At 40.8% G+C, this 21,436-nt stretch carries 15 protein-coding genes and 2 riboswitches; all 15 genes read right to left on the bottom strand.

Annotation, left to right across the window (positions count from 1 at the left end; all coding sequences use genetic code 11):
• The 15 genes from SVZ03_04170 to SVZ03_04100 all read right to left on the bottom strand — a co-directional run bounded on the left by SVZ03_04170 (position 1) and on the right by SVZ03_04100 (position 21,420).
• The gene (locus SVZ03_04170; GenBank protein ID MDY6933402.1) at positions 1-294 is read right to left on the bottom strand and encodes a type II toxin-antitoxin system RelE/ParE family toxin; all 294 of its coding nucleotides are present in this window, start codon (positions 292-294) and stop codon (positions 1-3) included.
• Complete coding sequence (locus tag SVZ03_04165; GenBank protein MDY6933401.1) at positions 291-506, bottom strand: addiction module protein; 216 nt, start codon at positions 504-506, stop codon at positions 291-293. Before SVZ03_04165 ends, SVZ03_04170 begins: the two co-directional genes overlap by 4 nt.
• Before the next feature lie 250 nt (positions 507-756).
• Positions 757-2,283 carry a cobyric acid synthase gene (locus SVZ03_04160; GenBank protein ID MDY6933400.1) on the bottom strand — a complete coding sequence of 509 codons (1,527 nt, stop codon included), beginning with the start codon at positions 2,281-2,283 and terminating at the stop codon, positions 757-759.
• The gene (gene cobO / locus SVZ03_04155; protein ID MDY6933399.1) at positions 2,280-2,795 is read right to left on the bottom strand and encodes a cob(I)yrinic acid a,c-diamide adenosyltransferase; all 516 of its coding nucleotides are present in this window, start codon (positions 2,793-2,795) and stop codon (positions 2,280-2,282) included. Before cobO ends, SVZ03_04160 begins: the two co-directional genes overlap by 4 nt.
• Positions 2,796-2,884: 89 nt before the next feature.
• Positions 2,885-3,493 (bottom strand): transposase, encoded by a 609-nt coding sequence (locus SVZ03_04150; protein ID MDY6933398.1) that lies wholly within the window; start codon positions 3,491-3,493, stop codon positions 2,885-2,887.
• Between the two features lie 12 nt (positions 3,494-3,505).
• Positions 3,506-5,347, bottom strand: a complete 1,842-nt coding sequence (locus SVZ03_04145; protein ID MDY6933397.1) for a TonB-dependent receptor — start codon at positions 5,345-5,347, stop codon at positions 3,506-3,508.
• 18 nt (positions 5,348-5,365) lie between these two features.
• Positions 5,366-9,244 carry a cobaltochelatase subunit CobN gene (locus SVZ03_04140; GenBank protein MDY6933396.1) on the bottom strand — a complete coding sequence of 1,293 codons (3,879 nt, stop codon included), beginning with the start codon at positions 9,242-9,244 and terminating at the stop codon, positions 5,366-5,368.
• A 180-nt stretch (positions 9,245-9,424) separates the two neighbouring features.
• Positions 9,425-11,608, bottom strand: coding sequence for a TonB-dependent receptor (locus SVZ03_04135; GenBank protein ID MDY6933395.1), 2,184 nt, complete (start codon positions 11,606-11,608; stop codon positions 9,425-9,427).
• A gap of 229 nt (positions 11,609-11,837) precedes the next feature.
• Positions 11,838-12,191 (bottom strand): DUF2149 domain-containing protein, encoded by a 354-nt coding sequence (locus SVZ03_04130; GenBank protein MDY6933394.1) that lies wholly within the window; start codon positions 12,189-12,191, stop codon positions 11,838-11,840.
• Positions 12,192-12,215: 24 nt separating this feature from the next.
• Positions 12,216-12,827, bottom strand: coding sequence for a MotA/TolQ/ExbB proton channel family protein (locus SVZ03_04125; protein ID MDY6933393.1), 612 nt, complete (start codon positions 12,825-12,827; stop codon positions 12,216-12,218).
• Between the two features lie 270 nt (positions 12,828-13,097).
• Entirely contained in the window at positions 13,098-13,928 is an 831-nt protein-coding gene (locus SVZ03_04120) for a DUF2162 family putative transporter (protein ID MDY6933392.1), read from the bottom strand.
• Positions 13,929-13,982: 54 nt separating this feature from the next.
• The gene (locus SVZ03_04115; protein ID MDY6933391.1) at positions 13,983-14,807 is read right to left on the bottom strand and encodes a sirohydrochlorin cobaltochelatase; all 825 of its coding nucleotides are present in this window, start codon (positions 14,805-14,807) and stop codon (positions 13,983-13,985) included.
• A 210-nt stretch (positions 14,808-15,017) separates the two neighbouring features.
• Positions 15,018-15,229, bottom strand: a riboswitch (cobalamin riboswitch).
• A 262-nt stretch (positions 15,230-15,491) separates the two neighbouring features.
• A riboswitch (cobalamin riboswitch) is annotated at positions 15,492-15,698 on the bottom strand.
• 23 nt (positions 15,699-15,721) lie between these two features.
• Positions 15,722-16,687, bottom strand: coding sequence for an adenosylcobinamide-phosphate synthase CbiB (gene cbiB, locus SVZ03_04110; GenBank protein MDY6933390.1), 966 nt, complete (start codon positions 16,685-16,687; stop codon positions 15,722-15,724).
• Positions 16,684-17,817, bottom strand: a complete 1,134-nt coding sequence (cobD, locus tag SVZ03_04105) for a threonine-phosphate decarboxylase CobD (protein MDY6933389.1) — start codon at positions 17,815-17,817, stop codon at positions 16,684-16,686. Before cobD ends, cbiB begins: the two co-directional genes overlap by 4 nt.
• A 144-nt stretch (positions 17,818-17,961) precedes the next feature.
• On the bottom strand, positions 17,962-21,420 hold the full coding sequence (locus tag SVZ03_04100; protein ID MDY6933388.1) for an Ig-like domain-containing protein: 3,459 nt from the start codon (positions 21,418-21,420) through the stop codon (positions 17,962-17,964).
• Positions 21,421-21,436 lie beyond the last annotated feature (16 nt).

The raw sequence follows: 21,436 nt of genomic DNA, 5'->3' as shown, positions 1-21,436 counted from the left end.
TTAGATAATTCTATCCCTGTAATGCTCAGGGTCTCTGTGAAGATGAGCTACCGCAGATATTAAAATATCATCCTTTTCTATTACATAGAGAAGAGCATAAGGAAACCCCTTCAAAATGCAGCGTCTGGTTTCTTGACCTATTCTTGCCCATGCCTCTGGCATAAGTTTTATTCTTTTGATGGCTCCATCAACTTCTTGAAGAAAACGGTAGCCTAACCCAGGCATTTGATGATTATAATATTTAACTGCATCATCAAATTCAATATTAGCGATAGAAAGGAACCGAACTTTCAACGATCATACCCTTTTTTAATTTCATCCCATTCAATTGCCTCAAGCTCACCGCGTTTATAGGCTTCATATCGAGCCTCTGATTCAGCAATCCAACACTCTTCAATGTTTGGGTCTGGTTTATCGAGGCTAAAGAGAATTGCTTCGACTAACTGAATACGTTCACGTGGTTGAAGCCTGGCAGCTTTTTTTGCTAATTGACTAACCGATTCCATAATATTTCTCCTATTCATAATGCTTTTAAATTTTCAGTGGTTTGTATTTCTAATTTTATGGGACATCCCATCTTCATCCCGAACAATTGTAACAATAAATTTCATTGTCTCTCTCCTTTCACTGATTTTCCATTGATCAGACTATATGTTCAGTTAAGGCTTGGAACTCAATATCAGTCTTCACAAAGGAACAATATAGTCAAGCCAAGAATTGTGCAATCATGTTTTAATGTTCAACGATATTCTTTAATTATGACTTATCTGTTAAATCCAAAATATCGTAAAGCAAATCCAAATTCAGATTAGAGCGCAAAAGATCGGCAAGAGCGTCGTATTCATTATCCTGATTAAATCCCTCACCGCCTGTTAATTTTGCCAATCCCTTTTCACCTCTAATGTTGTTAATAAGCCATCTCCTAAATGCAAAATTGTCGAATATGCCGTGAATGTATGTGCCGAATATTTTGCCGTCAGCGCTCATTGCACCATCCTCAATGTGCACATTTTCTATTCCCCTCTTTTCAATGAGAAAAGCTGGTTTTGCTTTACTGCTTCTCCTTGTCTCGCCATGATGTATCTCATACCCCTTAATTGCCATTCCAGTTCTTATATCCTTACCCTGGATCTGAAAGGTTTTTTTATCTACCATAATATCTGTTTCAATATCCAAAAGCCCAAGGCCATCTATTTTTTTATTTGTTGATTCAACACCCGACATGTCAGATAATCCCCTACCCAGCATCTGGTACCCCCCGCAGATGCCGATAATATAAGCTCCATCCTCTGCCCTCCTTCTTATTGCTTCAGCAATTCCGTTATCTGCAATATATTGCATATCAGCAAGGGTGTTCTTTGATCCAGGTATAATTATTACATCAGCCCTATTTATCCGATCACAGTCCATTGTGTACTCCAATCGAATCCCTTCTTCTGCGTCAAGGGTATCAAAGTCTGTAAAATTAGATATGTGAGGAAGCCTTACAACTGCAATGGTGACTTTATCATTATCTATATCATGATTCTGTTCTCTTCTCTGGAGGGCTTCCCGCTCTTCAAAAAATAGAGAATCCTCCTCTGGAATATGGATATCCCTGAAGTATGGCACTACCCCCATAACACTTTTGCCAGTGCGCTCTTCCAGGATGGATAGGCCGTCATAGAGAAGCGCCTTATCACCGCGAAATTTATTTATTATGAATGCCTTGATCATATGTCTCTCCGACTCTTCCAGAAGCTCAAGGGTGCCCACAAGCCATGCAAACACGCCTCCCCTGTCTATATCGCCCACAAGGATAACAGGAGCGTTAATCATACTTGCTACTTTAAGATTAACGATGTCCCTCTCCTTGAGATTGAACTCTGCAGGCGATCCTGCGCCCTCAATAACAACAATATCGTACTGTGACATCAGCCTATCCAGCGATCCCTTTACAATTTCCAGAGCTTTTGCCTTATACTCATAGTATTCCACTGCCTTCATATTCTTATGGGGCTTTCCAAGGACAACTACCTGGGATCCAATATCGCTTGTGGGTTTTAGCAGTATGGGATTCATATCAACTGTAGGCTCAATCCTGCACGCACCAGCCTGCATGGCCTGAGCGCGTCCAATCTCCAGTCCCTCTGAGGTTACAGCAGAGTTAAGTGCCATATTCTGCGCCTTAAAGGGAGCAACGCTGAATCCTTCCTGAAGGAATATCCTGCATAGTCCTGCAACCAACACACTTTTGCCCACACCTGAGCCTGTGCCGCAAACCTGAATAGCCTTTGCCCTCATCTCTCAATGCCCCTCCTTGATCTTACTCCAATATTATAATAATGCTTCACCATTCTCATCTCAGTGACCAGATCAGCAATTCCAATAATATCTCCTGGCGCATCTCTTCCAGTGAGAACTATCTCCTGATCAGGAGGTCTTCCTTTTATTATTTCAATGACTTTATCTGTGCTGATAAGCCCCATGCCCATTGCGTAATTTATCTCATCCAGAATTATAAGATCATATCTCTCATCCTTTATAACAGCCTTTATCCGATCCAGTCCTTTCTGTGCGCAGACTCTATCCGCCTCCTCCATCTCCTGTCCTATTCTTCGCTTTCTGCCGAATTGTTCAACCTTAATACTGTCACTTAACATACGAAATGCATTGATCTCACTGTAATCGCCAAGTTTCATAAACTGGCCGATGAACACATTAAGTCCTGCTCCAGCAGCGCGCAAAGCCAGTCCTATTGCTGCTGTAGTCTTTCCCTTTCCGTTGCCTGTGTAAACCTGTATATATCCATTCATAATATCTTATCAATCTGTAGGGGCGAACGGCTGTTCGCCCCCACAACCGACGAAGAGCGCTTCGCCCCACAAATAACAATCAGCATCAATCAGCTATATCTCTTCCAAAAATCGATCTCTTCCCTATCGGGCTTTCCATCAGGATTGTCTCTATCATATGCCCATCTTAAGGGATTATTCACAATATACTGTCGAATAAAATCTAAACTCCTCTGATTTCGTATAATATGCTCATAATAATTCCTCTGCCAAAGGGGTTTACCCCTGGTGCCTCTTATCATGTTTATCTTTGATGTGACTGACGATTTGTATCCAGATATCATGGATGAAAGCGATCTAGGCTTCATCTGTAGAGGCGAACGGCCGTTCGCCCCTACAACCGACGAAGGGTCATTCGCCCCTACAATCGGTGAATTATCATCTATCCTGACATCTTGGATAAAAACAATAGCATGAAAATGATTCGGCATTACAATGAATTCATCCAATTCGATCTCCAAACGTATTTCCGATGAGAGCAACCATTCAGATTCAACTATTTTTCCGAATTCATTCAAATGCATCTCTTCACCAATAATATTTCCAAATAAAGGCTCACGCTTATATGAGCATAGGGTTACAAAATACGCCCCTGCCTTTGAATAATCGTAATCCCTTAAACGTATTGAAGATCTCTTATGTACAAATGAACTCTTCATAACAACCTTCCGCTAAAAATCGCAGCTTAAACCTACAAGATATTCCCTGGGAGGCGCAGGATAGCCATCCCCGTAATGGTAATCATTATCAAACATATTCTCAACCTTAAGAAAAAATCTCAATCTGTTAAGATAATATTCAGCCTTAAAATCTGCAACATAATAACATGATACTGATTCAGAATTATCAGATCTGGAGAACTGATCTGATGCATATTTATTATTGAACATAAAGGACAATTCATCCAAAGGTTTATATTTAAGGTCAAGCCTTGCTGTGTGTTTTGGGGAACATGTAATATAATATCCAGTCTCCTCATCCTTTGCTATGAGATATGTATATGAAGAAGCCGCACTTATACCTTTTATTATCACCCAGCATAGGGAAGCCTCGATCCCCTTCCTAGTAACCTCGCCAAAATTCTCATACATACCAGTTCCGTCATCTTCCCTCACATATGTAATCCTGTCTTTGATAGTATTCAGAAATGGGGATAGACTGAAATGAAATGCCTTCTTATGCTTGAATGAAATTGTCGCGCTGTAATTCATCGACTTTTCAACATCTAAACTTGGATTCGCACGAGTTGTGGATGTCTCATCGTATCTTTTCAGCAGCGGTGGGATATTATTTGTTCTGCTGACAGCAGCCTGCAAATCAACCTTGCCCAGGTCAAAACCTGCCTTGATCTCAGGATTAACCTGCGTAGCAAATTCGGAATAAAAATTTGATCTTACACCTATGGTCATGTTAAGCGGGATCGTTGAAAACCGAAAATTGTTTGATATGAATACCCCAAGCTTCTCTTCCCTATGCAATTCAAATTTATTGCCTTCAATCTCATCAACCTCAATGTTAAAACCTGTATTTACTGACCAGTTCTTGCTTATGGAAAAACCTGACGACAAATCCTCTCCAAATGACCAGCCATTGAGACTGGTTAGAGGATTTGTTGAGCTGTCTGGGTTACTGTTTTTCTTTTCAAAGTAGCTGTAATGGGTGCCGATCTTAATCCTGCCGAGCTTGCAGAGTAGTATTGAGCTTACTGCCTCGGATTCAACCCGCGCCCTTGGAGTTGAGAATTGGGGCAGGCCTGCCCTGCCAGCATCCTCCCAAGAATAATCTACTGACAGATCGTACATATGATTTATCCAGGGTTTAAAGCTTACCCTTGCGCCTGCACGTCTCTTTTCCTTATCATTGTTATCTCTAAAACCGTCTGTCTTATCCAGACCAGCGGATATACCGAAACCCCAATCGCCAATCTCCTGCTGAAAATTCAGAAAATAATTCTGCGTGCATAGGTTGCCAAATGAGGTCTCAGCGCTCACCTTTGAACCGATGATCTTCTTGCTTGTTATGATGATCGCGCCTCCGCTTGTGTCATCCCCATAGGCTATAGAGCCTCCGCCCTTGTGTATCTCTATCCTCTCCACATCCTTCAGGGATACCAGATTCCATTTGATAGAGCTATGCTTGGATAAGGGATCGTTTATGGGACGTCCGTTAAGCAGAACACGGACTTTATAGGAACCGCGAAGCTTAATAGAGCTTTCCCCAGCAGTGACATTGGGTATCTGATTCAAAAGCTCTGTTATTGTGCGCACATTCATATTCCTGATTTCCTCTGCTGTAATAATTATCACATCGGATTTGTTTTTGGAACTATTTTGACTTTCAATAAACTCTTTATAATGTATTTTTTTTTCTGTCATTTTGCGTTGTAGGGGCGAAGGGCCCTTCGCCCCTACGGGATCACGATCATTTTCCTCAGCTATCAAACATTTGTAATCTGGTGATGATAATATAATCAACAGGAAAGCACAACCCATTAGCAATGGCTTTAATCTCATAATCTCACTGACTCCTGTTTATCTTTTCCTCATCCATCCATATCCGAATAGCCCGATTATGCAGAGCACAATAATAATTACTGCCCATGACGATCCAGAGGACGTGATCTTTGTATCCTCTCTCTTCTCCTCTATCATTTCGTATCCTTCGATGTATTCAGTATCATTCTTTATGCTCTGCGTCTTTTCTACCTTTTTGCCTGCAAGCTTTTCAAGAAGCTCATTCCTTTCTCTGACTGCCTCCTCAAGACTTTTAGAGGCTGCCTTTGAAAAAACAGCCTTAAATTCATTTATAAGCTCAGGCGTTAAAAGACCGTACATTGATATGATATTTACAACCATCTGATTTAAAGCAGGATTGTTGCATGTATGATCGCAGCAGGCAAGGCCCTTCTCAATAACGCTCATTGCGTAATCTTTAGATAATCTCTTCTTGATATCTTCTGACGCATTCCAATAGTCCTTGCGCACTGCCTCAAGCATACGCGCATTCATGGACTGCAATGCCCAGGGATTCTGCTCATTAAAGAACTCCTCAATGTCAAGGTTGTATTTATCCTCAACATATACCTCAAATACCTCCCTCCACTTTTCCTCATCAACAGCAAAGGGCACAGTCACCTGAAAGCCCCACATATTTTCCAGAAAATCAGCCATCTCTCTTGCACCCGCATAGTTTTCCTTTTTCATGCCCTCTATCCATTTTGGATTCAGATAACGCGACCGAAGTTCATTCCCCAGAGTCTTCTCAATATCTTCAATATAAACACTTTCGCGCTCCTGCTGTCTGGAGATCAATACATCAGGATAATTATTGCTGACCCTATTGACTGCCATGGATAGACCGCCAAGGTATTGAAACACGTCATCATTGTCCATCAGACCATATACATTGGAAGAGCGGCTGTGCACAGTTACCCTTATATCCTCAAGGTTCTTTTTATATACTCCTTCAAGGGGCTTGCCCCAAATATCCCTGCTGTATCCGAATGAGACCATATCAATATAGATATCAGCAATATCATCATCATGCTCCCATAAACCGCTGGACGGAACTATCTCAGATACCTTTGTCCCGTAACTGCCTGGCTTTGCTGAAAAAATCCTGATCGCGCTTAATAGCTCAGCCTGATCCCTGCTGTATCCCTTGCTTTGAAGGTGCCGCTTTATCTTACTGCTGTGCCTTGCAATGAAATTATCCACATCTGTCAATTTTCCAGCCTGACGCACAGCCTCATCCAACAGCAGAATGAGATTTGGAAAGGAATCCCTGTACAGGCCTGAGGCCTGGATGTGCACATCGATCCTGGGCCTGCCAAGTTTTTTCCCAGAGATGGAAGCAACGCCCCTGATCTTGTTGTTCTTATCCCAACGGGGTTTCATACCTAAAAGATACAGAATAGCGCTCTCATTTATCCCCTCATTTCGCTGTGTCTCGCACGCCCAGAGCACAAAACCGATCTTGTCAGGATATGCGCCATTCTCTTTCTGATATTTTTTTATCATATCCATGGCCTGTTTCTTGCCCAGCAGATATGCGTCTTTGGAGGGAATTTTTTCAGGATCGAATCCATAAAAATTCTTCCCACTAGGAAGAGCCTCATAGTTTCTTACAGGATCATTCCCCTGACCTGCCTTTATATATCCTCCCTTAAGGGCATTTATCAGAGCATCCATTTCAGCTATTCCGCATAGGGATAGCTTATCTCTTATCTCTCCAATAGCAAGATCCTGGTTCCTTTTACTTATAAGCCTGCTGAATTCCTCTAACCCATCTCCGTCAGGCGAAATGCCAAGGGTATGCAGGCCGTAAGGTATAATGCTTCTTTTCAGCTCAAGCAGATAGTGCTCAATCGCCTCTATTGCCTGATCATCTATCGTTTTTAACTCAAGATCTTTGTCTATACCAATCTCCTTTACAATTTTGACAATCCGCTTCCGCTTCACTTGAGCAAGGTTCATGTCTCTGGAAATAACGCGGTTATACTCATCAATAAGGGATGAAAGCTCTGCATACTCCTCATAGACTCCTCCGCTCTTCATGGGCGGGATAAGGTGATCGATTATTACTGCCCTGCCGCGGCGCTTTGCCTGAATACCCTCGCCAATGCCGTCCACTATATACGGGTAGATATTGGGAAGATCCTGTATTAGCACCTCTGGCGGACATGACAGACTGAGTCCTGTCTGCTTGCCTGGCAGCCATTCATGCGTGCCGTGCCGTCCAAGATGAATAACTGCATCTGCCTCAAATCCGTATTTAAGATAAAGATAAAACGCCGTATACTGATGATGGGGGTAAAGCTCTGTTGAGTGATACAGCTTCATAGGATCATCGCCCCATCCCCTTGAGGGCTGCGGTAGCAGTATAATGTTCCCAAGATCAACATTGGGTATGATTATTTTGCTGTGCCTTATCATTATCTTTGATTTCTCAACCTTGCCCCATTCCTTGTCCACGCTTTTGCGATAATTCTCATCCATGCTCTTATACCATTTCATGTATTGAGATATGGGGATCTCAATCACGCCGCCGCTCCCAATAAGATCATCCAGCTCCCCAGGAGCCCAAGACCCGATGTTGCGCCCGCTCTTCAGTACCAGCTCCTTAATCCTGTTTTCCGATGGAAGTTCGCCCTTAATAGAATATCCCTCCTTTTTCATCCGCTTTAGCATTACCTCTAGACTCTTGAATATATTTAAGTAACTTGCCCCTACATCATGCTTGCCTGAAGAATGGTTGTAATATATAATTGCAATCCGCTTATCGCGATTCTTCTTTGTCTGAAGATTTCTCCACGCCTTGATCCTCTCAACAAGGAAGGCAATATTTTTTTCGATCGGCTGGTATTCATACGCATCACTGGCTGTTCCCTTATCATCAATCAATTGTCTGCCTCCAATAACTGTGGGCTCAATGATCCCGTTATACTCAGGTCTGCATACTGTGCGGGATATGGACATCTGCCCCAGCCCCTGGGGGGATTCCCACCATTCGTCAATGGAGTTATAGGAGAGCCTTATCGGACTCAGAACAGGCACATTCAGTCTATGCAATATCTCCATAGCCCTATTATCCGCTGTTGAAGCAAACTTAAATGACAATGCAGCAATAAGGTTAATCCTTGCCTTTCCGCTACTATCGAAAAAAAATCGCTCAACAGAGAGATGGGCTGGAAAAGAGTATACAGGGATTACGTTAACTGAAGCGCTTTCAAGTTTATCTATAATAGAACTAACAATCTTGCCTGTCTCTCCTGGAAATGCATGGGCCGAATAATCGGGCAAGCCTAGCCAGAATCCGTTGGGTTTAAATAATCCGCTCTCTTTGTACCAGGATAGGTATTCGTCAAAATTAGAAAATATCTTCCTGCTCTTGGGATGGAATATCCCAACTTCTGGCATTGAGAGAGGCTTTTTATATGCAACGTCAAGTTTGCAATCCCTGTTTAAGAGGTAAAGGAGCAGGTTCCTTAGGTTCTCTTTTACTGATGGCCTGAAATACTTTCTCACCTCAGTATCATATATAATTTTACCTTTGCCCCTTTTCTGGCGAAGGCCATACACAGAGGTTTTATCAAAGTCTGCATTTTTATTAATTAAGTCGGTGAGCCCCCTGTGCATAATGTCCACAAGGATAATCTTTGACTCACTGATCTTCCTGAGGTCTATCCTGCCGCGCTCAAGATCCTTATTTGTATAATAATAAAACTCATACTTATGCTTAATCTCTGGATTCTTCACAACCTCAGATATGGCCCAGCTTATCTTGTAAGTCTCTGACACACCAAGAAATATGCCGATCTTTTGCCTCTTTAACGCTCCTTGAGAGGCAGCAGCGCATAATAAAATCGATAGGATAATCGGCAACATCACTATTTTCAACCACCTCAACATATCGCTCCTTAAGCTGTAGGGGCGAAGGGCCCTTCGCCCCTAGGAAAATATATATAAATTCAAAAATATTTGGCAGGGCAATGCAATGATAAAGACTGCCCTGCCACAATGAAATGGGACTTCTGCTTTATGTAGCGGAGAACGGCTGTTCGCCCCTGCCCTTCGCCCCTACAATCTATCTTACAGACTATAAGATACTCCGAACTCAAGGTACCTTCCATCCTGAACATAATATCTATTATTGGGCTCTCCATTCTCTTCAGTAAGAGCGCCAGTGCTGTTATAGACCCGCTCAACCTCCTCATCCAGAATATTCTTGCCAAGCGCCCATACCTTAAGACTGCCGTACCTATAGCTGATGCGCGCGTCAACAGTGGTCTTTGCATCGTATTCTATGCGGTTCAGATAATCGACATAATAGGGCCCTGATCCATTAACATCAATGCCCATCATCAATCCCTTGATAGGATAGAAATCAAGACCGATCAGATAGGTCCAATTAGGCACGCCATACACATCGTATCCGTCAAGGTCAGAAACGATCCTGTCATTAGTGGGATGTTCATTGACCTTTTGCCTGCCCTTTGTCCATTCAGCCTTTAGATAGGATCCTGCAACGCGGTAACCCAGCCATGACAGCACGCGGCCGTCAGCCTCCAACTCAATGCCTTTATACTCTGCCTCTCCAGTGTTCTTCATCCCCCTGAAACTGGTGTCATCATACACACTGGTAAATTTATCCTTATACTCAGTGTAAAAGGCTGTTAGTGATATATTCACGCTCTTGTGGATCATATGTTTATACCCAAGCTCATAGGTTAACGACTCCTCAGGCTTCATGTCCTCAGGACGATTCTCTTCATAATCGTACTGGTGCGCCCATGCATAATATCTTGCAGAGGGGAACCAGAAGGTCTTTCCTATGGAGACATACAGTGTGGATAGATCATTGAAATGATATGAAGGGGCAGCAGACCATCCCAAAAGGGTTTCATCAGTATCGAATTTATTCGGAGACCTGTCTTCATACTTTAATTCCACCCTATCAATCCGTGCTCCGATCTTAAATCCGATATGATCCCCAAAAAGAAGGTCATTATCCCAGAAGAAGCCATAAATCTTCTGTTCGATATCTATATCATAGTCGTCACACTTATCACCTGGATCTGGGTCTAAAGGATAGGACCGTTCAGAATCGAATGTTATATCTTCGATGTTCAAACCTATTGATGGAGAATAGAACAGCATCCCCAATTTCTGATGATACCCTGCTGAGAGGGTGTATACATAGGTAATCTGATCCTTTTCATCTATATAGGCGCTATCTGGGGAGGTATTTTTTTTTGCCATGGCATTATATTTTTCATCAAAGTTGCTTCGTGAAATAGAGGATTTTAGAGATAATTTCTCTCCTGTATGAGAGAAATCTAAAGCAAAACTTGCAATATCCTGGTCCCTTGAATTATGCCATAAGAGTGTTGGATCTGTTTCACTCACAGGAAAATGCTTTTCGCGTCTGTAATTCTCCAGCTGCCACCTGTACTTGCCCAGGCCATAGGCAGTCTGATACTCATTATCTATTATATCAGAGCTTATACCTATCCTGGTATTGCCAGTAAGATTATAACCAAGCTTAGCAAGCCCACCAAGGCGCGTTCTCATCTCATCTTCATACCCTTCAGTGTATGAATATCCAAAATCACAAAAGTAATCCAATTGACTGAGTCTCCCCTGGATATTGGCATTACCGTCATAGCTGTTCCATGAACCGTAAGAGCTGGAAGCGTATATGCTGAAAGGCTTTTTCTTTGTGCCCCTCTTTGTAATAATACTGATAAGGCCCCTGGAAGAGCCAGGACCGTATGCTATGCCTGCTGAACGCAAAACCTCTATCCTCTCAATCTGGGATATCGGTATAAATTGAAACTGCGGATACCCGCTAATGCCTATCTTCTGGGGCACGCCGTCAATTAGTATAATAGGCCCGCCTGCCATTGTGCTCTGTACACCGCGCACCGCAATATTTGAATTGCCAGAAGTTGTATCTGTAACACCAGGTATCTTATCAAGAGCCTCGCCAATGTCCTTCGCCCCTATATCCTCTAACTCCTTGCTTGTAATAATGGAGATGCTGCCTGGCGTGTCCACCATCCTCAATTTGCCTGTGGCAGTCACCACAACCCTTTCAAGCTCGTGAATGCTCTCATTTTCTTCCGAAACATCTTCAATCGCTTCCGCTGCTACTTTATTAAAATTTGTATTCTGATCTGTTATCTCCTGAGCTTGTATATTAAATCCAATTAAAATCAGGGAAAAAATAATACATGGAACCCTAATTGTCTTAAGGGCATTGATCTTCTTCATTATCCTTCTCCTTTTTTTGCTTGCCCTTAAGCTAAAAGAATATATAATTGCCTTTAAGCTTAAGGGGTTTCTATTTTTCTTAAGCCCTGTCTCCTATTGAGGAGCCGCAAACTGCCAATAGGAGACATATACTCCAAACTTCTTATATCCAATACATAAGTATATCAATTGCATCATTACTATTTCATTTTTCTGTCCTCCTTTAGGTTTATGTAAAAATATTCAATGTTCATTTTTTAAGATCAGGCACATATATCACTTTTCCATTCTTCAATCTGTAGGCAGTCCCCAGCTTCTCCCCTTCGCGGCCACCGATTTTCTTCTCTGATATCTTTTCAACCTTAATCTCCTTGCCCTGCTTTGTGATTATCTCCCATGCGCCCTCATTATTCTTTTTCATTACAGTAATCTCGCTCTCCTCTGACATGAAATCCATAAGATGATAAGTGCTCACAAGTGCCAGGAAGAGACCTACGATGAAAACAAGACCTACATCAAAGAGATTGGCAAGGCCGCTTAAAGGGTCTTCATCCGAATTTGAATTATTAAAATTTGAGTATCGCCGTTTTTTTAGATATCTCATATATCACCCCAGCGTTTTATCCGGTTATGCATCAGATCCGGTCATGGCTTCTGTAATAAGCTCAATATCCCTTATATCCTGCTGAATCCATCTGTTCTTTATTGAGCTGAAAAGGAAGGCTGTTATCCCAATGGCCAGGCCCACAACCGTTGTTGTAAATGCTATGATAAGGCTGGAACTCATCTGCGCCATATCTCCCTGACTCATTGCTGCAAGACCTGTACCCATTGGGATGAGTGTGCCCATCAATCCAAGGCTAGGCCCTGCGCGAACGATGAAACGGATGCGGTCTAGCTCTTTCGAAAGCTTCATCTCCTTATCCTGTATCAACGATTCGATCCTTTCGTTGAGGAAACCCCCTCGTTCTTTAACAAGGGACGACAGCTTCCGTGTGTAAATCCGAATATTTAAGGGGATATGATGCTCTACCTCATCAGGCAATTTCTTATTTTTGTTTATATAGCTGAGATAACCAGAAATATCAAAATTTCCTTTAAGACGAAGTCTCATTATCCATTCGGATAATATTCCTCCAGCAAGAATAACTATCCATATGCTTAATAGAACGAGCAGGGTCATAACCGGATATAAAAGTCCGCTTGAGATAGTATATATAATAGTCTGCAAAATTCCCATTGTTTGATGCATCCTCCTTCATTCCAATGATTATACTTAAGATGGTGATAAACTATGATTTTATGCCGCAGATGAACGCAGATTTAAAAGGATTGTATATTCAAATGAACTTTTACAAACTAAACAAAATTTTCGTTGGCTGTTTAGTTTCAATCGCTTAAAATCTTCAAAAAAAATAAAAATCTGCGTTTATCTGCGAAAATCTGCGGCAAAAATACATTAATAAAAAATCGTCAATTATGCCCTTTATGGGTATATATAAGTCCCGTATTAATTCCGTAACTTTCCGGTCTCTTTTAAAAGCTCTGCAGGTTTTATCACTAAGTCAATTATTCGAACCTTCAAATTAAGCTTTCCCTTTTCTCTGAATAAACCGCTTAAAAATCCAAATCCAAATAATATGCTAAATGCTGAAATTAGTATAATAAGGGATGTTGAATCAATAGGATCATGAATGGAAGTAACTGAAACTAATCTGTATACATCCCTTGCCTCCTGATATATTGGCGCTATTATTACAGTTAAAACAAAATATAGAGATATAATCATCATAACAATTCCTAGAAAGTATGCGCCGGATCCCTCTATCCTTTTACGCACCGGAAGGAGTAATAAAATTGTGAGAAGTACAACACTTAAGAATATGCCAAATAGCATAAGGGATGATGAAATAATTGAAATTGAGAAAATGCTGTGTGTCATGGAGACTGTAATAAAAATAACCATAGCGCAAACCGGGCATGGAAGGCTCAGGTATAGAGCGCCTATTCGACTGCTCATCTTTGTTCCATCCTTCTTATGACTCAAGAGGCTTATGCCCCAGATGAACATTCCCAGGGCAATTATGATATGTATGATCATCCCGTAACTTAAAGTTTTGATCAACTTCTCAATGAATGTCTGCAAAGGAAGATATAAAACCAAAAGAGTAATAATTAAAAAAAACAATAGATATAAAATAAATATCCCGGTCAGAAGGCCTATCCTTCTAATTGCGGAAAGATCTCTGCTATAGAGTATTGATGAAGCCGAAAGTCCTGTTTTTACTCCAAAGGCAGATACAGCAACAGTAATCCCTGCTATCAATAAAGACTCATCCATCTCTCTCACCTCATTCACGTTTTATCATTTGATACTAAATTAAACACCTAATGATTAGTTTCTAAGTTTTCCTGAAATTGCATCCCCTGTATGCCTGACAAAAATATCCTGTATAAGGGGATTTTCACCCAAACCATGAAGAAACAGATCCACCCTAAAACCTTCCTTCTCTAAGATATTTTTCCATGAATCCTCCTCATCCCCTGCCATATCATTAATTGCATGATCCCCTGCAACAAGCATAAAGGGCATAAGCGTTAACTTCTCAATATCATCCCTCTTAAGTCTGGGTATTATTTCATCAAGCAGGGGAGAACCCTCAACTGTGGCAATATATACAGGCAGGTTCTTCTCATCTATCATATTCTGCAGTTGCATGTATACAGAGTTCCCTGGATGATGACTCCCATGTCCCATAAAGAGCACCGCTTCTGCTGGACGGAGTTTTGGAACCTGCTTTTCAATACTCTTTATCACATCCATAAAATCCTCTGACTCGAATAGAAGGGGCTTGCCAACAACAAGCCTCTTAAATTCTCCATTAAACTTCTCAGCCATAGATATAACCTTATCATTGTATTCCTCTCCTGGAATAATATGAAGGGGTTGAACAATAACATCGGTAAATCCTTCACTCTTCATCCTCCAAAGCGCCTCATCTACCTTGTCTATAAAAATATTATCACGCTCCTTAAGCTTCTTTATTATTATATTTGAGGTAAAGGCCCTCCTTAGTTCGTAATCAGGGAAGGCCTTAGCAATTCTATTTTCGCATACATCAATAGTAAGCCTCCGCGTCTTAGCATAGCTGGTACCAAAGCTTACCACTAGAATACCCTTCTTGTTCATCATCTTCTTTGCACCCCCACTCTCTATCAAACTGCATCCTGCAATACATTTGACTAAAGTTATTAAAATTAAGAATTTTCTCATAATCCCTTTCATGATTTCTTTATGGTAGATTTGCCTCCACAACTTCGGTAGCATTTCGTAAATTACGACATAAAAAAATCCCCAGACCCTTTCGGACTGGGGATTCCCCTTTTCTTATCCACAGAACTTATCTTACCCTTTCTTACTACCGAAGAAATACGGCAAGTATCCACAGGCAGGTCTTCTGGCTCCCGGATCGATCTACTAACCGCGCCTTCCCATTCGCCTTGTCAAATATCAAAAAGAACAACGAACAGTGACATCATACGGTTTTCGTCCCCGGCTACAGCGGCGGGTCCGCACCCGAATTAAACGGGTTTCCCTATTATCTCCTTGTTAAGCGGAGCACCTGTATATCTTATAGAATTTCAAATAACAAAAAAGCTCTGATACACTTCACGAAAAACTATAGCTGATAATTTCTAAAAAGAAGTGTATATCATTGCTTTCAAAATAAGCGACTTCGTCGCTACAGGATTCAAAAATTCGTTGGAACACCCCTAGGGGCGAAGGGACCTGCGCCCCTACAAAAAAAATCCTTAAATCCATCTAAGGATATTAAGGATTGCACCCAGTTTGCTTTATCCCTAATTTGACTGAATCACTATTGTATTAGAAAATAGTACAAGCATTCAGCGCAATTTCATGGGCAGGTCTTCTGGCTCCCGGATCATTCTACTAACCACGCCTTCCCATTCGCCTTGACTGCATAATGCAAATAAACGAAAAGTGACATCTCGTGGATTTCGTTCCCGGTTACAGCGGCGGGACCGCTCCTGATTTTAACAGGATTCCCTTTTAATCTTCATCTGAAGAGCCCAGGAAGTCATAGGTTAAACTTAATACCAACATATTTTAGGTCAGAAAGATGTCAAGGGAAAATTACATTCTCCAAGTAATATAATCAAAATCATTATTGCAATAGTTACAATTGATACAGCATACATCAATCGGATAGAAATTTTTATATCCTTCCTCTTCCTTGTTCTATTCAGAATACCAATGATCGGCTTCTCATGTTTGATTCCATTATAAAAGCAAATTCCTCCAAGTTGAATTCCTATTGCGCCTGCAAATCCTGACTCAGAGATTCCCGAATTCGGACTGGGAGATTTTCTGCCATCTCTGATGATTGATTTAATCGATCCTGTTAAGGACATTCTTAGGAAAAGGGCAGCAACAGGTATAAGGATTGCAGAGAGGCGGGCAGGCATCCAGTTTGCTATATCGTCTGTCTTTGCTGAAAAAAATCCGATCTCGCAATATCTTTCATTCCGATAGCCCACCATAGAGTCAAGTGTATTTATCGCTTTATATGCCAATGCCAAAGGCGCACCCCCCACAAAGGCATAGAATAAAGGCGAGATGATTCCATCCACAGTATTTTCTGCAATAGTCTCAATCGTTGCCCTAATGATCTCACTCTCATCAAGTTTTTCCGTATCCCTGCCAACGATCATAGAAAGCGCCTTTCTTGCTTCATCCTCATCGCCATTCATTAGTAGCTTATATATCCTCATTCCTTCTTGGCCTAAACACCTTGCTGATATGGCTGTATATATTAAAAGACATTCTACTACAAACTCAAGCCAAGGAGAAACTAATGAAGATAATACTATTAGATAATAAACAGTAAAATAAGTTGAACCTACTATTAGTAACACAAGAAAAAAGCCTGAAAGTTTCAACTTTCTAAAATGAGTTCTAAAGAAATTCTCCAAAACCTCAATAAACTTTCCGATGATCCTTACTGGATGAGGAAACCAATAAGGATCACCGAATAATATATCTAATATAAAGGCTGCAATAAGCTTCCAGGCTATCATGTCTCTGCTATTATTGAAGAAAGCTCCTCTATCAATCTCTGATTAGCAGTTCTATCTCGTACTGCAATCCTAATAAAGCTATCGTTAAGCCCTCTGAAATTACTGCAATCCCTAATAAAAATACCCCTATTTAACATCTGTTCCTTTACTTGTTGAGAAGTGATTCTAGACTCGATCTTTATCAATACAAAATTTGCATCAGGATAGAATGGTTTTAATCCATTAATCTTTATCAACCTCTCATACAGAAAATCCTTTTCTCTTATCATCATATTTCTGCTATTGGTAATGAATTCTCTATCCCTTAACAGACTAATACCAAGATTATCAGCAAAAACATTAACAGACCATGGTTCCTGAAAACGTTGCAACCTCTTGATGAGACTACTCGAACCCACTCCATATCCAAGCCTAATCCCTGGAATAGAAAAAAATTTAGTAAAGGATCGAAAGATAAAAAGATTATCTATAGACGCTGCAATATCAACTAGACTTTCCCTAATACATAAATCAATAAATGCCTCATCTAATACTATCATCGAACAACAACTTTTCATGTAATCGACTAAATAGATTAGTTTATCTCTATGAAGTATTCGGGATGTAGGATTATTGGGATTGCAGATGAAGATGATACTAAAATTATCCGCTCTATCGACTATTTTATTAATAGGAATATCGAATCCATTTTCTTCATTCAACTCAACATATTCAATACGTGATCCAATATTAGTTAGCGCTCTCTCATACTCAGTAAATGTTGGGGATAATAATAATGCACTTTCAGGTCTCAGGGTATTAGCTATGAGGTATATCAATTCTGTGGAGCCATTTCCTACTATGATGTTATCCTCATTTATCTTTCTATTATTAGAGACAGAGGAATCATCATTACAATGCAATTCTTCATTTGTTAAATACTCTACAATGGCAGCCTTTAGCTTCTTATATTTTGGATCAGGATAATGAAGGATATCATCCAGAGTATTCCTTATAATTACCTCAACTGAAGAAGGGATACCAAGAGGATTTATATTCGCGCTGAAATCAATTATTTCGTCCCTAGTCAACTTGCATAGCTCTATAGCCTCATTTATGTTCCCTCCATGATTAAAAATAGAATAATCCATCTGTTGCCTTCGCTATTGAGATCGACATTATTGACATGCCATATGCTATTGATGAAGATTGTCAATATTAAAATTACCATCACTCTTGAAACAGGATTGCTGTAAGGATCTACTCTTTATTAAAACAAATCCATTAAGAGAATATTACTCAAATTTCATTACTGTCGCCCTGCCATTGCAGCTTGCATCATTGAAGGCGACATAAGGAATTCCGTTATATATATATAGCGAGACATCCTTGACTTCTCCATCTGAGAATCCATCGCCTCCAATCGCTATCCATTCATCATTAATATATCCCATTAGGGTTGCCTTATTATAGAGATTACCATCTCGATATGCAACATAAGGAATGTTGTTATAGACAAACAATGATATATATTGGACATCTCCACCAGAGAATCCCGGATCCCCAACAGCATACCATTCGTTATCAGTATACATCATGAGCGTCGCCCTGTTATTGATACTTTCATCTCTATACGCTATATATGTTATATCGTCGCATACAAAGAGCGAGGTGTATTCCGCGCCGCCTCCAGATAGATTTCCATCTCCCATAATATCCCATGTGTCCTTTTCATTATCATACCTCATTACCTTAGCTTCATTATCATTCTTTTTATCACAATATGCAGCGTAAGGAATCCCACTATAAATATAAAAGGAAACATCCTTAACATCTCCTTCTGAAAAACCATGATTGCCTCCAAGCCAAATCCAGTCTCCCTTGTCGAATTTCATTGCCATTGCCCTGTAATAAGACCATAAGTATGAAGTATAATAACTGCGAAAGGCGACATAGGGGACTCCGTCATCCACATATAGTGATGTGTACCTGACCTTGTTTGGAGTGAAGCGATCATCTCCAACACTAATCCAGTTGCCATCTCCATACTTTTTTACTGTTAGAGCTCCGGTGTTAATAAAGAGTCCTTCCCTCTTATCTCTATACGCTATATAGGGGGTATCCCCATCTACATATAATGATATATACTCCACCTCATTATCAGAAAAGGAGGCTTCGCCAACAGTCATCCAGTTCCCGCCTTCATACATCTTTACTGTCGCACCGCTTCCATTTTCAGCATCTACATACGCGACATAAGGAACGCCCATTGAGACATGTATCTTTGTCTCCTTTGCCTCTCCGTCCGAGATGCCTGAATACCCAAGAACCTTCCATTGTGGGGGGGTAGAGGTGGTTTGAAATTTGAATTCATAATCCTCTTCCATGCAGTTCCCGGCAAGATCCTCAACATCCCTGCTGATTGTTGCTGTATAGTCAGCGCCGTAATCAAGGTTATAAGGTGCGAAGCGGGCTTCTTTATTGCTGTATTCCACTGTCCCATCAATATATCCTGTCCCATCGCTTACACAGAATCTATCAGGAGTTACTGTATTGATGTTCATCTCTTCACTGAACCTAACCACAATAGATGATATTACTGAAACATCAGTGGCATTATTCTTAGGGGCTGTTGATACTACTATCGGGGGTGTTATATCCTCTGATGTCTGATCCGTAAGACAATTGTAATAAAATTCAAGGCGATATTTGCAGTTGGAAAAATAGCTCGCCTGTTCCATCGATCCAAACATCAGCTTTCCATAGCTAGTTCCGTCAGTGCATCTTATTATATATATCCTATCTGTGGAATAGGATTGGGGGGGTATACCCTTCATATATATAATTGCCTCATCATCATCTTTATCCTCTATATTTGATGTGGTATACTCATATGGATCATCTTCAGCGCCTGATCCGTTGGTTGTTGTGAGTAACAGCATCCTATTGCAGTTTACCTCGCCTTGGGTAAAAGGGTTTTCATTTATCCATGTGCGATAATCCTCCTCAAATAGATCCTGGTCTACATTATTGGATGTTATCTCGGAAAGTGAATCAAGGCCTTCAAGACCCGTAAAATACCATCCGCCCTCTCCAAAGGAGCCTTCTCCATTATCCTCTGATGCAGTAGACCCGCCATTAGTATAAAAATATGAGCCCTTGATCATAATATCCCATTCCATGGTAGCGCTCTCGCTTTCAGGCACCTCTTCACCTGTGCGAAGGTTAAAGTAGATCTTCGAGTATGAATAACTCAGAGCATAATAAGTGCCTTCAACAGTAATCGTTTCATAACCAGATCCGTATCCTCCTGTTTCTGCTGTAGTAAAGACCCACTCCTTTTTAGATTCCATATTATTCCCGGCAGTGTCAGCAACCCCTGTTGTAATCGTTACAGTATAAACGGTTTCATGATCTAGGTCGTTTAAGGGTTTAAAAGTGACCTTCCTTTTACTATATTCCACCTCTCCTGCAACAAACTCGCCATCATTATTATTCATCTTAAATGTGTCGGCATTTATAGTATCAGCATCCATATCCTTGTCAAAGATAGCTGATATGGTTGTACAAATAGGCACATTAACGGCGTTATCCTCAGGAAAGATATCTGTAATGGTAGGCGGTACATCAATTGGCTTACGTTCAGTGGTAAAACTCCATTCTTTGACATCCTTCATATTGTTCCCGGCAATATCAGATACGCCTGTACTAATCGTTACAGTATAAGTGGTCTCATAATCTAAAACTCTTAATGGTATAAAACAGGCTGATCTCTTGCTATTATTGTATTCAACCGTGCCGGATAATTCGCTTGCTCCATTACTTACCTTATAGGTATTGGTATTAATTGTTCCGGTATCTATTTCCTCACTAAAAAGAGCAAATATCGAATCAGAGACCGATATGCCGCCGGCTCCATCCTCAGGTAAGGTTGACACAATAGTCGGCGGCGTTGTATCTATATCATCCCCTGGTGTAAGATTTTTGTAATATAAGGTAACATTGTATTTGCAGTCTGTAAAATAATCATCCTGCTCCAGCATTCCAAACATCAGCTTTCCATAACTTACACCATCCGCGCATCTTATTATATAAATTCGTTCTGTTGAATAACATTCGGGCGGAATACCCCTCATCCAAATTATTGCCTCATCATCGGAGGTATTCTCTATGTTAGATGTATCGTACATATAAGGATCATCTCTGGTCCCCGATCCATCAATTGTTGTAAGCAACAGCATACCATTACAATTCACCTCTCCCATGGTAAAGGGATTCTCATTTATCCATGCGCGATAATCCTCACGAAAGATATCCTTATTGACATCATCCACTGTTATCGCTGAGAGATCGTCAAGACCTGTAAGGCCCGTGAAATACCACCCTCCATTGCCCAATGAGCCTTCTCCGTATTCAACCGAGGCGCTTGATCCGCTGTTAGTATAAATATATGAACCCTTGATCATAATACCCCATTCCTTGCTGTTACTGCTGCTCTCAGGAACAAGCTCGCCTTTGCGAATATTGAAGTAGATGTTTGAATATGTATAACTTGAGCCATAATAGTCGCCCTCAAGTGTCACTTCATTATAACCTTCGCCTTCTATCTGGTCACTGATACTACTAATAGTTGAATCACCTCCAACATTCAAGGCATCTCCTCCCTTGCCTGAACCACCTCCGCATCCTGATGCAAAGAGATAAAATATAATCAGTAGGAATATTGATAAAGGCGCATATTTTTCTTTTTTCATAACACTGCCCCTATTA

The organism is Spirochaetota bacterium, assembly GCA_034190085.1.
Lineage (GTDB): Bacteria > Spirochaetota > UBA4802 > UBA4802 > JAFGDQ01 > JAXHTS01.
The sequence above is the reverse complement of the archived record's forward strand: the minus strand, read 5'-3'. Positions and strand labels throughout refer to the sequence as shown.

What these genes read in the sequence shown, in the direction of transcription:
- SVZ03_04135 (MDY6933395.1), bottom strand. Translation starts at nt 11,608, where the DNA reads ATGAAGAAGATCAATGCCCTTAAGACAATTAGGGTTCCATGTATTATT.
- cbiB (MDY6933390.1), bottom strand. Translation starts at nt 16,687, where the DNA reads ATGATAGCCTGGAAGCTTATTGCAGCCTTTATATTAGATATATTATTC.
- SVZ03_04150 (MDY6933398.1), bottom strand. Translation starts at nt 3,493, where the DNA reads ATGAAGAGTTCATTTGTACATAAGAGATCTTCAATACGTTTAAGGGAT.
- SVZ03_04160 (MDY6933400.1), bottom strand. Translation starts at nt 2,283, where the DNA reads ATGAGGGCAAAGGCTATTCAGGTTTGCGGCACAGGCTCAGGTGTGGGC.
- SVZ03_04145 (MDY6933397.1), bottom strand. Translation starts at nt 5,347, where the DNA reads ATGAGATTAAAGCCATTGCTAATGGGTTGTGCTTTCCTGTTGATTATA.
- SVZ03_04125 (MDY6933393.1), bottom strand. Translation starts at nt 12,827, where the DNA reads ATGGGAATTTTGCAGACTATTATATATACTATCTCAAGCGGACTTTTA.
- SVZ03_04100 (MDY6933388.1), bottom strand. Translation starts at nt 21,420, where the DNA reads ATGAAAAAAGAAAAATATGCGCCTTTATCAATATTCCTACTGATTATA.
- cobD (MDY6933389.1), bottom strand. Translation starts at nt 17,817, where the DNA reads ATGGATTATTCTATTTTTAATCATGGAGGGAACATAAATGAGGCTATA.
- SVZ03_04165 (MDY6933401.1), bottom strand. Translation starts at nt 506, where the DNA reads ATGGAATCGGTTAGTCAATTAGCAAAAAAAGCTGCCAGGCTTCAACCA.
- SVZ03_04120 (MDY6933392.1), bottom strand. Translation starts at nt 13,928, where the DNA reads ATGGATGAGTCTTTATTGATAGCAGGGATTACTGTTGCTGTATCTGCC.
- cobO (MDY6933399.1), bottom strand. Translation starts at nt 2,795, where the DNA reads ATGAATGGATATATACAGGTTTACACAGGCAACGGAAAGGGAAAGACT.
- SVZ03_04130 (MDY6933394.1), bottom strand. Translation starts at nt 12,191, where the DNA reads ATGAGATATCTAAAAAAACGGCGATACTCAAATTTTAATAATTCAAAT.
- SVZ03_04140 (MDY6933396.1), bottom strand. Translation starts at nt 9,244, where the DNA reads ATGTTGAGGTGGTTGAAAATAGTGATGTTGCCGATTATCCTATCGATT.